At 68.6% G+C, this 12,905-nt stretch carries 12 protein-coding genes and 1 pseudogene; 6 read left to right on the plus strand and 7 right to left on the minus strand.

All coding sequences use genetic code 11. The annotated features are described in order from the left end of the window. Positions 1–174 precede the first annotated feature (174 nt). A complete protein-coding gene (locus ACZ7IB_RS38500; RefSeq protein ID WP_470919144.1) occupies positions 175–351 on the plus strand; it encodes a hypothetical protein in 177 nt (58 codons plus the stop codon). Between the two features lie 11 nt (positions 352–362). Here ACZ7IB_RS38500 and ACZ7IB_RS38505 read toward each other — a convergent pair. Beyond that, a pseudogene (locus ACZ7IB_RS38505) lies at positions 363–505 on the minus strand (carbohydrate ABC transporter permease); the annotation flags it as partial. 514 nt (positions 506–1,019) lie between these two features. Between ACZ7IB_RS38505 and ACZ7IB_RS38510 the strand changes: the two are divergent. The 3 genes from ACZ7IB_RS38510 to ACZ7IB_RS38520 all read left to right on the plus strand — a co-directional run bounded on the left by ACZ7IB_RS38510 (position 1,020) and on the right by ACZ7IB_RS38520 (position 2,147). Beyond that, entirely contained in the window at positions 1,020–1,415 is a 396-nt protein-coding gene (locus tag ACZ7IB_RS38510) for a hypothetical protein (protein WP_470919145.1), read from the plus strand. Positions 1,416–1,572: 157 nt separating this feature from the next. Then, the gene (locus tag ACZ7IB_RS38515; RefSeq protein WP_470919146.1) at positions 1,573–1,908 is read left to right on the plus strand and encodes a DUF6233 domain-containing protein; all 336 of its coding nucleotides are present in this window, start codon (positions 1,573–1,575) and stop codon (positions 1,906–1,908) included. 26 nt (positions 1,909–1,934) lie between these two features. Continuing rightward, positions 1,935–2,147 (plus strand): hypothetical protein, encoded by a 213-nt coding sequence (locus ACZ7IB_RS38520; protein WP_470919148.1) that lies wholly within the window; start codon positions 1,935–1,937, stop codon positions 2,145–2,147. Positions 2,148–2,947: 800 nt separating this feature from the next. On the opposite strand, the gene ACZ7IB_RS38525 is transcribed toward ACZ7IB_RS38520, so the two are convergent. From ACZ7IB_RS38525 to ACZ7IB_RS38535, 3 genes are read right to left on the minus strand one after another with little or no spacing between them, the layout of a single operon-like run. Next, positions 2,948–3,859: a carbohydrate ABC transporter permease gene (locus ACZ7IB_RS38525; protein WP_470919157.1), complete on the minus strand. Its 912-nt coding sequence runs from the start codon at positions 3,857–3,859 to the stop codon at positions 2,948–2,950. Between the two features lie 8 nt (positions 3,860–3,867). Beyond that, complete coding sequence (locus ACZ7IB_RS38530; protein ID WP_470919149.1) at positions 3,868–4,782, minus strand: carbohydrate ABC transporter permease; 915 nt, start codon at positions 4,780–4,782, stop codon at positions 3,868–3,870. Positions 4,783–4,828: 46 nt separating this feature from the next. Next, entirely contained in the window at positions 4,829–6,118 is a 1,290-nt protein-coding gene (locus ACZ7IB_RS38535) for an ABC transporter substrate-binding protein (protein WP_470919159.1), read from the minus strand. Positions 6,119–6,383: 265 nt separating this feature from the next. Between ACZ7IB_RS38535 and ACZ7IB_RS38540 the strand changes: the two genes are divergently transcribed. Next, positions 6,384–8,414 carry an NPCBM/NEW2 domain-containing protein gene (locus ACZ7IB_RS38540; RefSeq protein WP_470919150.1) on the plus strand — a complete coding sequence of 677 codons (2,031 nt, stop codon included), beginning with the start codon at positions 6,384–6,386 and terminating at the stop codon, positions 8,412–8,414. Between the two features lie 119 nt (positions 8,415–8,533). Here the strand turns inward: ACZ7IB_RS38540 and ACZ7IB_RS38545 are convergent, their stop codons facing one another. Then, positions 8,534–9,481: an ROK family protein gene (locus ACZ7IB_RS38545; RefSeq protein ID WP_470919151.1), complete on the minus strand. Its 948-nt coding sequence runs from the start codon at positions 9,479–9,481 to the stop codon at positions 8,534–8,536. 180 nt (positions 9,482–9,661) lie between these two features. Here ACZ7IB_RS38545 and ACZ7IB_RS38550 point away from each other — a divergent pair, with 180 nt between their 5' ends. Beyond that, complete coding sequence (locus ACZ7IB_RS38550) at positions 9,662–10,690, plus strand: LacI family DNA-binding transcriptional regulator (protein ID WP_470919160.1); 1,029 nt, start codon at positions 9,662–9,664, stop codon at positions 10,688–10,690. A gap of 51 nt (positions 10,691–10,741) precedes the next feature. Here ACZ7IB_RS38550 and ACZ7IB_RS38555 read toward each other — a convergent pair whose 3' ends face one another. Both ACZ7IB_RS38555 and ACZ7IB_RS38560 read right to left on the minus strand, forming a co-directional pair. Further along, the gene (locus ACZ7IB_RS38555) at positions 10,742–12,040 is read right to left on the minus strand and encodes a DUF6986 family protein (RefSeq protein WP_470919152.1); all 1,299 of its coding nucleotides are present in this window, start codon (positions 12,038–12,040) and stop codon (positions 10,742–10,744) included. Between the two features lie 181 nt (positions 12,041–12,221). Continuing rightward, on the minus strand, positions 12,222–12,905 hold a 684-nt coding region (locus ACZ7IB_RS38560; protein WP_470919154.1), incomplete at its 5' end, for an electron transfer flavoprotein subunit alpha/FixB family protein.

The following is a 12,905-nucleotide window of genomic DNA, read 5'->3' on the forward strand; positions in this document are numbered from 1 at the left end:
CCGCAACACCCTGCCGCGAAAACCCGGTTGTGGCGATGCTGTTACCGGAAAGGAATCATCGGATGCCCGTGGACGGCGTCCCCCTGCGCGAGTCCGGCCGTCCGCGCAGCCGTAACGGGGACGGCGGAAGGTCGTTGGAGCGGACAGGCCGGACCGACGACCAGGGGGTACACCGTGTGTCGCACAGTACTTGAGCGGTTTCCCGCAGGAGGACCGCGAGGCAGCCGGCCCGCGGAGGAATTCGCCGCCGCCCGTCGCTGCGAGGGCATGGCGGCCGAGGTGGTGATGGATCTGGAGCAGGACGCGTTCCTGGTGGTCGTACCGCAGCAGTCGGCGGACCGGGCCCACTGAGACCTGGGCCACCCCTTGCTGGAGCCCAGGGTGAGGCCCACGATGAAGTGGCGTGGAGCAGCAGGAAGACCACGAGAGTCGGCAGAGCGACGATCACCGAGCCTGCGGCGAGCAGGTTGTAGTACGTGAAGAACTGGCCCCTGAGATTGTTCAGCCAGGCGATTTGAGTCGATGTCATCGCAGCGGCCTGACCTGCGCAGATCCGTTCGATTGTCGGTGCCGCCGTTTACGGTCCGGCCGTGGCAATCGACATCCCTGAAGATCTGATCATGCTGGAACGTTCCGCTGCTGAAGAGCAACGCAAGGCCCTCGCCGCACCCTGCACGGAGGAAGCATGGGCACCGTGGCGGGAGGCGGCGGCGAAGTTCCAGGCCGCGGTGACCGCGCACGCTGGAGGCGGCCGGGGCGTCCCGGTTCGAGCTGGAGATGGCCGTGAAAGAAGGCCGTGCCGCATCCGGAGCCAGAGCGCGACAGCTGATGCGCGTCCGCCCCGTCCGGGCGCTGTTCCGGGCGGGGCGGTCTCGTAGCTGCACCCGGTCATAGGCGCGAATGTGATGAGCCCACGGTCCGGGCCGGCATGACAACGGGCCGAGGGCCACTTGGGGCCTGCGCAACTATCTGCGTACCTCACGGGTCACACCATGCACACCTACACATGGAGTGCCATCGTGAGACCCGTCGCCGTCCTGCTCGCTGCTGTTGCTGCGCTGTCTCTCACCGCCTGCTCGGCCGGGGAAAAGGACGTTACGAAGCCCGCGCCGAAGGCGACGACGCCGACCACCGACTATTCCGCCCCCGAGATGACGGCAGGCCTTCCTCCCGAACCGATGGGGACCGGCCGCGAGGTCTACCTTCGCGCGATCCGGGCCGTGGACCCGCGCCTCGTCGAGGACGAGGAGAAGGCCATCGACGCGGGGCGAAACCAGTGCGCCACGCTTCTGGACGGGGGTGACAAGGCTGATTGGCTCGCGGCGCAGCGCTTCGGGAACGACTCCCAGCCGTTGACGGACGCGCAAGGGAAGCAGCTGAATGCCGCGCTGCGGGCCACGCTCTGCCCTGAGTGACCACCCCGCCGACCTGCTGACCGCTATCGATCAGCGATGGCCGCCGCAACGCGCAGTGAGTGGCCCTGCCGACGGGGGACGCAGCGGGGGCACGGCCGGTGTGGCAGGGGGACGGGCGGAGCTCGCGGCAGACTCCACAGGAATTAGAATCGAACTCATGTCCGATAGCCAGCCGTCGCGCCTGGTCATGCTGCGCTTCCTCAGGAGAGTGCAGGAGCAGCAGCTCGCCCAGACCGACCGCTGGATCGCCGACGAGGAGCGCCGCGAAGCCGAGCGGCAGCAGGGCGAGGAGCGACGGCCGCCGACACCGGACTGGGTGATGGAGCTCAGCATCGGCCTCGGCGCCCACCCCATCGAGGTGCACGCCGGGCACTGCTACGCCATCGGGAAACGTCACCGGGCCATCAGCCGCGAGCAGGCCCTCGCCGCGCTCGCCGAAGGCATCCGGGCCTGCGCTCACTGTCGGCCAGACACCGAGCTCGGAGTGCTGTGAGCTGCAGCCCGGCGCACCCTGAAGACGTGAGCGCCCCGATAGTCGTGCACCGCCCGGCGCCGGCCACCGGCGGCCGGGCGGTCACCATCAACGGTGAGATCGCCGGACTCGCCCACGATGACAGTGACCTCGTCGAATTCCTCCGGCGGGCTGGGATCTACGACGCCGAGCATCTCCTTGACGACCCGTACTGGATCGAATGGCGTGGCGGCCAGGCGCATCGGTATGAGGCGGCTTGATGAGGCGTTCCTCGTAGATCGACCGACGTCTAACGGACACCGCCGGCGCGGCGCCGGGCCTGAGCTTCGCCCGCAAATATCCGCTGCTTGTGTTCCCAGAGCTGCTTTCGCTCTTCGCGTGTCGGATCGTCGGACAGTCGACAGATCTCATCCCAAGCGGCTGACCGTGCCGCCCTCGCGGCACGCCAGTCACTTCGCTAAACTGCCGCGTCCAACTCGGCCATCATTCAGCAGCGGCTTCCTTGCGGCCTTCTGCCTCTTCGTGAACCGGGGTTTTGACGGCGTCGCCCGTCGTTCCTCCCAGGTGGGGCCGCCTCCGTCATGACGGGCTTGCGACCTCCGACACGGCCACGCTTACGCGCGGCTTCCGGACCGTGCTTCGTCTTCTTGACGATGTCCCGGCGGCGGTCTTCAGCGAGTGCCAGGGCCAGGCCGAGAATCAGCGAGCGTTCGGTGTGCTCGCCGGCCGCGATGCCCAGATGGCACGGCATTGATCGTCCTGCTTGACGTCCTGGCCGTCGCTGGGCCGCGCCGACCCCGCGATCACGCTGAGGGTCTACGCGCACTTCATGCCGGAGGCCGACGGGCGCGGCAGGGCGGCGATGGATGCCTGGTTCGAGGGCGCGCAGCCGATTCCCAAAAGATCTCCCCGGATTCTCCCCGGCCTCCCAGTAGTGGCGGGGTATGCACCCTGCCGGACGTGCCGACCGCCTCGGATCAGACCACATCCTCCGCCCGGTCAGAGCATCAACAGAGACTCATCGGAGTTGGCTCGTGAAGCTGTTTTCGCAGGTCGGCAGCTACCCCTTGCTGGAGCCCAGGGTGAGGCCCGCGATGAAGTGGCGCTGGAGCAGCAGGAAGACCACGAGGGTCGGCAGAGCGACGATCACCGAGCCTGCGGCGAGCAGGTTGTAGTCCGTGAAGAACTGGCCCCTGAGATTGTTCAGCGCCGAGGTGACGGGGAGCTTGTCGCCGTCGGAGATGAAGACCAGTGCCCAGAGGAAATCGTTGTACATCCAGGTGAACTGGAGCGTGCCGAGCGCGGCCAGGGCCGGGCGGCACAGGGGCAGGGTGATCCGCCAGTACCGGGTCCAGACGCCCGCGCCGTCGACGATCGCGGCCTCCAGGATCTCCTGCGGCAGGGTGCGCATGAAGTTGGCCAGGACGAAGACGCAGAAGCCCAGCTGGAAGCCGATCTGCACGGTGATGACGGCCCAGTACGAGTCGAACATCGTCATCGAGTCGGACATCCAGTAGGGCAGTGGGATGCGGTTGAAGACGACGTACAGGGGCGTGACGATCACCTGCTGCGGCAACAGGTTCCCGGCGGTGAAAAGCATGAGCAGGACGAGTCCGCCGCGCATCTTCAGCCGGGCCAGCGCGAAGGCCACGAAGGAGGCGAGGAAGAGGGTGACGAGTACCCCAGGAACCGCGATGATCATCGTGTTGACGAAGTACTTCGTCATGCCGGAGTCGGAGAACGCCTGGCGGTAGTAGTCCAGCGAGAGGTGGCGCGGCAGCGAGAAGTAGCCGTGTGCCGAGGTCTCGTCGTACGGCCGCAGCGAGGCGTACACCGCGAGCAGCAGCGGGGCGAGGAAGGCGAGGGAGACCGCCATCAGGAAGGCGTGGACGCCGATCCTCCCGGGGCGGAGCCGGCGCCGGACGGCGGGGGCCGGTGGCGCAGGTGGTGCGGTGGGGCGGGCGGGGGCGATGTGGACGGTCAACGGTTCTTCTCCCCTCGGAGCTCCTGGACCAGGTACGTCACGACGAACCCCAGGGAGACGGCCAGCAGGACGACAGCGATGGCGGAGCCGAATCCGATGCGGCTGGCCTCACCGATGATGTTGTCGGTGACGAGCACCGAGAGGAGTTCGAGTCCGTTGCGGCCGTGGTTGACGGCGTACACGATGTCGAAGGCGCGCAGGGACTCGATGACGGTGATGACGCCGACGATGACATTGACCGGCCGCAGCGTGGGGAAGACGATGCGGAAGAAGGTCTGGGCCTCGCCCGCACCGTCGATCGCCGCGGCCTCCTTCAGCGAGGGGTCGACGGCCTTGAGCCCGGCGAGGTAGAGGATCATCACGTAGCCGGTGTGCCGCCAGGCCGCGGCCAGCAGGACCATCCAGATGTTGAGGTTCGGATCGCCGAGCCAGTCGGTCGGCGACTTCGTGTCCCCGATGACCGCGTTGAGGGCTCCCTGGTCACGGGAGAAAATCAGCTGGGCCATGAAACCGACCACGGCGAGAGACAGCACGACGGGCATGTACAGCGTCGACTGGTAGAAGCGGCTGAAGCGAACGCCCCTGTCGATGAGTACGGCGAGCAGCAGCCCGAACGGTGCGGCGACCAGGCCCAGGAAGGCGAGCCAGAGCAGATTGTGCCGGGCGGCGGGCCAGAACTGCGGGTAGTTGGTGAAGAGATTCTCGTAGTTCTGCGTACCGACCCACTTGATGTCACCGATGCCGTCCCAGCTGGTGAAGGAGAGCACGACGGAGGCGAGGGTCGGTCCCCACACGATGGCGATGTCCAGCAGGACGGGTATGCCGAGCAGCACACCGAGTACGGCGAGGTCGCGGCCGGTGAACCGCCGCGAGACCCGCCGTCCGGTGCGCCGCGCCGAGATGAACGACACGGTCGGTACTCCAGGTTCAGTCGGATTCCATCGGGGTCGTCCGGAGTCAGTCGGCGGCGAAGATGGTCTTCTTCTGCCGTTCGATGTCGTTGACCAGGCCGTCCACGTCGTTCGGGTTGCTGATGAACTTCTGGATCGCCGGGATCATGACCGTGGAGGAGAAGTCCGGCCGGGTGTCGCGGTCCAGGAACTGGGAGATCTGCTTCGCCCCGGAGACCAGTTCCACGGCCTTCTTCTGGATCGGTGAGTACGTGGAGATGTCCGCCTGGTCGCTGACCGCGATGTTGTTCGGGTCGCTCTTCAGGTAGATGTCCTCGGCCTTGCCGGTGGCCAGCCACTTGAGCAGGTCCTTGGCGCTCTCCAGGGTCTTCTTGTTCTTGAGGTTCTTCGACTTCTTCGCCAGCAGGAACCCGTCGATGGGTGCCTCGACCGCGTCCTGTCCGTGCTCCGGATTGATGACGGGGAAGGGGAAGAAGTCGATGTCGCCCTGTTCGCCCTTGGGGAACTGTGCGCCCGGGTGCGGCAGGCCGAACACGGCCATGCCGGCCTCTTTCTTCTGGAGGCTGGTGGCGGCCTCCTGCCAGGTGCGGCCGTTGGCGCCCTGCTGGCAGTACGGGAGGAGCCGGCGCCAGGTGTCGAAGACTTCCTTGACGCGCTTGTCGGTCCAGGCGACTTCACCCGCCATCAGGCTCTTGTGGAACTCATAGCCGTTGGTGCGCATGTTGATGTAGTCGAAGGTGCCCATGGCGGGCCAGCCGTCCTTGTCGCAGAAGGCGATGGGGTCCAGCTTGTCCTTCTGCATCTGCTTGGCGAGCGCTACGTACTCGTCGAGTGTCTTCGGTGCCTGATAGCCGCGCTCGTCGAACAGGCTCTTACGGTGGAAGACGGCCCACGGATAGTAGTAGTAGGGGGTGAGGTACTGCTTGCCGTCCGCGCCGGTGGACTGGTCTTTCAGCGCGGCCGAGAAGCCCTTGTAGTCCTGCCAGTTGTCACTGATGTCGTGCAGCAGGCCTTTCTCGGCGAAGAACTGCATCCGGTAGCCGGCGAACCACATGAAGACATCGTCCGGCTTGCCCTGCAGATACCGGTTGATGTTCTCCTGAAAGGTGTTGTGGTCGACGGTGTTGACCTTCACCTTCCGCCCGCCCGACTGCGCCTCGTACGCCGCGAAAGCGTCGGCGAAGGCCTTCTTCGGAATGGGGTCGGACGAATTCGAGCCCATGGTGATCGTTTTGCCGTCACCGCCGGGGCCGCTCCCGCAGGCGGTGAGCAAGGAGGGGAGTGTCACGGCTCCCGCGCCGACTGCCGCACCACGCAACAGACTCCGCCGGGACATCCGATGTCCTGCGACGCTGCCCGGCACACCTGACCTGTCGTAATCAGACTGCGTCATGCCCAACTCCTTTGGGATGCAACCCAACACAACCGAACGTGCGATTGGATCTCACTCCCAAGCGATGGTGCAGTCAAGGGTTTTGACGAGATGCCGAACAACCGATGCCGCTCCCCTTCCAACAGACTTCAACACGCTCTAACGTAATCGCACGCCTTGGCGTGCACATGCCGTATCCGATCCGGCACGAGTATGGAGGAACGTAATGATGCGTCATCTTCCAACCCGTACAAACCGAACCAGCCACCGCGGAGTCATCGGAGCGCTGCTGGCCGGGCTGCTCTGCGCCGCGGGGGTGACCGTTCCCGCCGTCGCGGACTCGCCCGCCCCCGCGCCCGCTCCGCAGGCCGGCAACGGCCTTGCGCTCACCCCTCCGATGGGGTTCAACAATTGGAACTCGACCCACTGTCGTGCCGAGTTCAACGAGGCGATGGTCAAGGGCATCGCCGACATCTTTGTCGAGAAGGGCCTCAAGGACGCGGGCTATCAGTACGTCAATCTCGACGACTGCTGGGCAAAGCCGCAGCGTAATGCGGACGGAAAGCTGGAGGCCGATCCGCAGCGCTTCCCGAAGGGCATCAAGTCCGTCGCGGACTATGTCCACTCCAAGGGCCTGAAAATCGGCATCTACACCAGCGCCGGCACCAAGACCTGCGACAGCGTGGGACTTCCGGGTGCGCTCGGCCATGAGTACAGCGATGCGCAGCAGTTCGCGGACTGGGGCATCGACTACCTCAAATACGACAACTGCAACAACCAGGGCGTCGATGCGAAACAGCGCTATACGACGATGCGGGACGCGCTGGCGGCGACCGGCCGCCCCATCGTCTACAGCATCTGCGAATGGGGCGAGAACAAGCCCTGGGAGTGGGCCGGCGAAATCGGCAACCTCTGGCGCACGACCGGCGACATCAACGACAGCTGGGGCAGCATGCTGTCGATCACGAAGCAGAATCTGCCCCTCGCCGCCGCAGCGGGCCCGGGGCACTGGAACGACCCCGACATGCTGGAGGTCGGCAACGGTGGCATGACGGACACGGAGTACCGCACCCACTTCTCCATGTGGTCCGTGATGGCGGCGCCGCTGCTCATCGGTTCCGATCTGCGCAAGGCGGACCCGGAGACCTTCGAGATCCTCTCCAACCACGAGGTCATCGCGGTCGATCAGGACCCGCTGGGCAAGCAGGGCACCGTGCTCTCCTCCACCAGCGGACGCTGGGTCGTCACCAAGGAGATGCAGGACGGCAGCCGCGTCGTGGCCCTGTTCAACGAGACCGGCAGCGCACAGCACATCTCGACGACGGCCGAGGCGGCGGGGCTGCCGAAGGCCACCGCGTACACGATGCGTGACCTGTGGGAGCACACGACGTACAACACGGCGGGCAGCGTTTCGGCGACCGTCCCGGCGCACGGAACCGTACTGCTGCGCATCGCCGCCGACCGCAAGTGGGCCGCGCATCCGCCTGCAGTGGAACTCGGCCTGAACGGAAGCCCGTTGGTCGAGGCCGGGCGCACGGCCGCACTGACGACGACGGTGACCGACCTCGGCCGTACCCCCGCGACGAAGGTCTCCGCGGCGCTCACCGGCCCCTCGGGCTGGCAGGTGAAGGCGGCATCGCCGACCGGATCGCCGGCTCTGCCGACCGGCCGGGCCCTCACCACCCGCTGGCAGGTGACTGCCCCTGCGGGCACAGCCACCGGTACGTACGATCTGACGCTCACCGCCCAGTACCGCTCACCCGCCGGGACACGGATGCGGTCCACGGTCCCGTTCCAGGCCCATGTGGTGGTCGCGCCGCCTGCGGGCGCCGGCTACCTGAGCGATCTGCCCCAGCTCTCCGCCGCCAACGGCTGGGGCCCGGTCGAGAAGGACACCAGCAACGGCGAGAGCAAGGCGGGTGACGGGAATCCGCTCACCATCGGCGGCGCGGTCTTCGCCAAGGGCCTCGGTGTGCATGCCGACAGCGCAGTCGAGTTCTACACCGGCGAGGCATGCAGCGCCGTGACGGCGCAGGTCGGGGTCGACGACGAGAAGGGCGCCAAGGGAACGGTCGCCTTCGAAGTCTGGGCCGACGGTACGAAGGTGGCGTCGACCGGCGTACTGACCAATGCGATGCCCGCGCAGCCGCTCTCCGCTGATGTGAGCGGTGCGCAGGTGGTACGTCTGGTGGTCACCGACGGCGGGGACGGTGTCGATTCCGACCACGCGGACTGGGCGGACCTGCGGATCACCTGCTGACGGGAGAACTGACGGCGAACCGCGGTCGCGGCCATGTCGCGCCTTCGATCGCCGGACGGGCCCCAGGACACCGGTCCCGGGGCCCGTCCGGCGCTTCGCGCCCTGCCGGACAGCAGGACCTAAACGGCCACCACCCCGCCCGAGTCCACCCGCACCGCCGCCGCCGCGCCCACCAACCCTGCGTCGGTGCCCATCACCGCCGGGGCCACCGTGAGCTGCTGGACGAAGGAGAGCGTGGCGTACTGACTCAGGGCGCGGCGCAGCGGAGCGAAGAGGATGTCGCCCGCTCCGGCCACTCCCCCGCCGATCACCGCGATGTCGATCTCGACGAGCGTGGCGGTGGCGGCGATTCCGGCGGCCAGCGCCTGAGCGGCGCGCTCGAACGAGGCGATGGCGGCCTGGTCCCCGGCGCGCGCGGCGGCGGCCACGGCGGCGGCCGAGGCATCCCCGTCCGGTCCGGGCCGCCAGCCGGCCTCCAGCGCCCGGCGGGCGATGTTCGGTCCGCTGGCGATGCGCTCGACGCAGCCGCGCGAACCGCACGGGCACAGGTCACCGTCCAGGTCGACGCTGACGTGGCCGATGTGTCCGGCGTTACCCGTGGGGCCGGGGTGCAGTTTTCCGCCGAGGACGAGTCCGCCGCCCACACCGGTCGACACGACCATGCACAGCGCGTTGGCGTAGCCGCGGGCCGCGCCCAGCCAGTGCTCGGCCGCCGTCATCGCGACGCCGTCGCCGACCAGTTCGACGGACAGTCCGCCGACCGCCTTACCGACCCGTTCCACCAGCGGGAAGTCGCGCCAGCCGGGGACATTGACGGGGCTGACCGTACCGGCCGAGGCGTCCACCGGGCCCGCGCTGCCGATACCGACGGCCGTCGCCCGCTCCCACAGCGGCGATCCTGACAGCTGGGCCAGGACCTCCGTCACGGCCCCCATCACCGTCTCGGCGCTCTCCCGGGCGGGCGTCGGCCGCTGCGCCCGCACAAGGAGCGCGCCGCTGCCGTCCACCAGCGCGCCGGCGATCTTGGTGCCACCGATGTCCAGCGCGGCGACGAGGTCGGTATACATCGGGTGCGGCTCCGTGAGTAGGTGGCGAGGACCTGCGGCTTCGGTACACAGTCTGCCCAGTCTCCATTCAGCTGACAACGTTGTCCAGGGCCTATGCTCGACGGCACAGCCTCCGACCCCTCCGCGGCACCGCTCGCGGGCCCGCCGGACCGCCCGCACCCGACGACAGGACAGCGCACCGTGGCCGAGACCGCCCGTCACTCCGAGACCCGTTACGGCAACCGGCCGACCATGAAGGATGTGGCCGCCCGCGCCGGAGTGGGCCTCAAGACGGTCTCCCGTGTGGTCAACAGCGAGCCGGGTGTCACGCCCGACACCGAACGCCGGGTCCAGGAGGCCATCGAGGCGCTCGGCTTCCGCCGCAACGACAGCGCGCGCGTTCTGCGCAAGGGCCGCACCGCTTCCATCGGCCTGGTCCTGGAGGATCTCGCCGACCCGTTCTACGGACCTCTGAGCCGCGCGGTGGAGGAGGTCGCCCGGGCACACGGCGCCCTGCTCATCAACGGGTCGAGCGCCGAGGACCCGGAGCGCGAGCAGGAGCTCGTACTCGCCCTGTGTGCGCGCCGGGTGGACGGGCTCATCGTGATTCCGGCCGGCGACGACCACCGCTATCTGGAGCCGGAGATAAAGGCCGGCATCGCCACCGTCTTCGTGGACCGCCCGGCAGGCCGTATCGACGCCGACATGGTCCTGTCCGACAGCTTCGGCGGAGCCCGCGAGGGCGTCGCGCATCTGATCGCGCACGGCCACCGCCGGATCGGCTTCATCGGCGACCAGCCGCGCATCCACACTGCCACCGAGCGACTGCGCGGCTACCACGCGGCCATGGCGGACGCCGGGACAACGGTCGAGGACTCGTGGGTCTCCCTCGGCCCGACCGACCCCGACCGGGTCCGGGCCGCCGCCGAGCAGATGCTCTCCGGCCCCGAGCCCGTCACCGCGTTGTTCGCGGGCAACAACCGGGTGACGGTGACGGCGGTACGTGTCCTCGCGGAGCAGGAACGCCGGGTCGCCCTGGTCGGCTTCGACGACATCGAACTGGCCGACCTGCTCGGCATCACCGTCATCTCCCAGGACGCCGCCGCCGTCGGCCGCACCGCCGCCGAGCACCTCTTCCGCCGTCTGGACGGCGCGGACCACGCCCCGGCCCGCGTCGAGCTCCCCACGACGCTCATCCAGCGCGGCTCGGGCGAACTGCCGCCCGCCTGAGCCGCCGCACCGCCACGGTCACCATGACACGGCGGCCGGCGCGAGCACCCGTTACGGCGTGGTCACCGTGAGCCCGCCCCGCCGCGGCGACGCGAATGCGTCCAGGTCGGCGCGCGTCAGCCCGGTCAGGCGGGCGACCTCGGCGGTGTCCAGCGCGCCGCAGTCGATGCCACGCAGGAGGTACGCGCTGAGCGCCTTGGCGGTGGCGGGTTCGTCCATGACGTCACCGCCGGCCTTGGCCACATACGCGGCGAGGCGGGCGGCGGCCTGCGCCAGGCCCTCGCGGTAGAAGGCGTAGACGGCTGCATAACGGGTCGGCAGGTGGCCCGGGTGCATGTCCCAGCCCTGGTAGTAGGCGCGGGCCAGGGCACGGCGGGTGAGGCCGTAGTGGAGCCGCCAGGCCTCGTGGACCTGGTGGGTCGGGCCGACCGGGAGAACGTTGGTGGAGCCGTCGGAGACCCGTACGCCGGTGCCTGCGGCGGCGACCTGCATGACGGCCTTGGCGTGGTCGGCGGCCGGGTGGTCGCTGGACTGGTAGGCGGGGCTGACGCCGACGCAGGCGCTGTAGTCGAAGGTGCCGTAGTGCAGGCCGGTGGCGCGGCCCTGCGCGGCGTCGATCATGCGAGCCACGGCGGCGGTGCCGTCGGCGGCGAGGATGGACTGGCTGGTCTCGATCTGGATCTCGAAGCCGAGGCGGCCCGTCGGCAGCCCGTGCGCCTGCTCGAACGCTTCGAGGAGCCGGACGAAGGCGGTGACCTGCTCGGGGTACGTCACCTTGGGGAGGGTGAGGACAAGCCCGTCGGGGAGGCCGCCCGCCTGCATCAGGCCGGTGAGGAAGACGTCCGTGGTGCGGATACCGCGGTCGCGTACGGCGGCCTCCATGCACTTCATCCGGATGCCCATGTACGGGGCCGCCGTGCCGTTCCCGTACGCCTCCGAGACCAGCCGGGCAGCGCGGGCGGCGGCCTCGTCCTCCTCGGCATCGGGGCGGGGGCCGTAGCCGTCCTCGAAATCGATGCGCAGGTCTTCTACGGGCTCGCGCTCCAGCTTGGCGCGTACCCGGTCGTGGACGGGTACGGCGAGCTCGTCAGGGATGCCGAGGACGGCGGCGAACGAGGCCGCGTCGGGGGCATGCTCGTCCAAGGCCTTCAGCGCCTGGTCGCCCCAGGAGCGAATGGTGCCGGGGGCGAACGTGTCGCCGGGGACGTAGACCGTGTGGACCGGCTGGCGCGTCCCCGGGTCGCCCGGGTAGCGGTGGGCGAGCTCGGCGTCGACCGCGGTGAGGGAGGCGCTGATCTCCTCGCTGACCGCACCGGCGAGGCTCGTTGCCACCTTCTCCTGCTGACCCATTTCCACACCCTCCACAATCACGCCGTTTCCACTTCCCGGAATCAACAATCCGCATAGTGAAGTTATAAGGCTGTCGGATCTGCGTCAATGGTGATCGGAAACGGTCCGGAGCCGCGTGGTGAGTTCACACCGTGCGGCCCCGGACCGTCGGAAGGAAAGGGGGGTGCAGCTGGACGGCGGGTCAGCCCTTGCGGGACTTGACCTCGTCGGTGAGCTGGGGGACGACCTGGAAGAGGTCGCCGACGACGCCGTAGTCGACGAGGTCGAAGATCGGGGCCTCGGCGTCCTTGTTGATCGCGACGATCGTCTTGGACGTCTGCATGCCGGCGCGGTGCTGGATCGCGCCGGAGATGCCGGAAGCGATGTACAGCTGCGGGGAGACGGACTTGCCGGTCTGTCCGACCTGGCTGGAGTGCGGGTACCAGCCGGCGTCGACCGCGGCACGCGAGGCGCCGACGGCCGCACCGAGCGAATCGGCGAGGGCCTCGATGACCGCGAAGTTCTCCGCACCGTTGACGCCACGGCCGCCGGAGACGACGATCGCGGCCTCGGTCAGCTCCGGACGGCCCGTCGACTCGCGCGGCGTGCGGGACAGCACCTTCGTACCGGTGGCCTGCGCGGAGAACGACACACTGAGGGTTTCGACCGCGCCCGCCGCCGGAGCGGCCTCGACCGGAGCCGAGTTCGGCTTGACCGTGATGACCGCGGTCCCCCTGGAGACACGGGACTTGGTGGTGAACGACGCGGCGAACGCGGACTGCGTGGCGACAGGGCCCTGCTCACCGGCCTCCAGGTCGACGGCGTCGGTGATGACGCCCGACCCGATCCGGACCGCGAGACGGGCCGCGATCTCCTTGCCCTCCGC

The organism is Streptomyces sp. NPDC037301 (genome assembly GCF_055602785.1).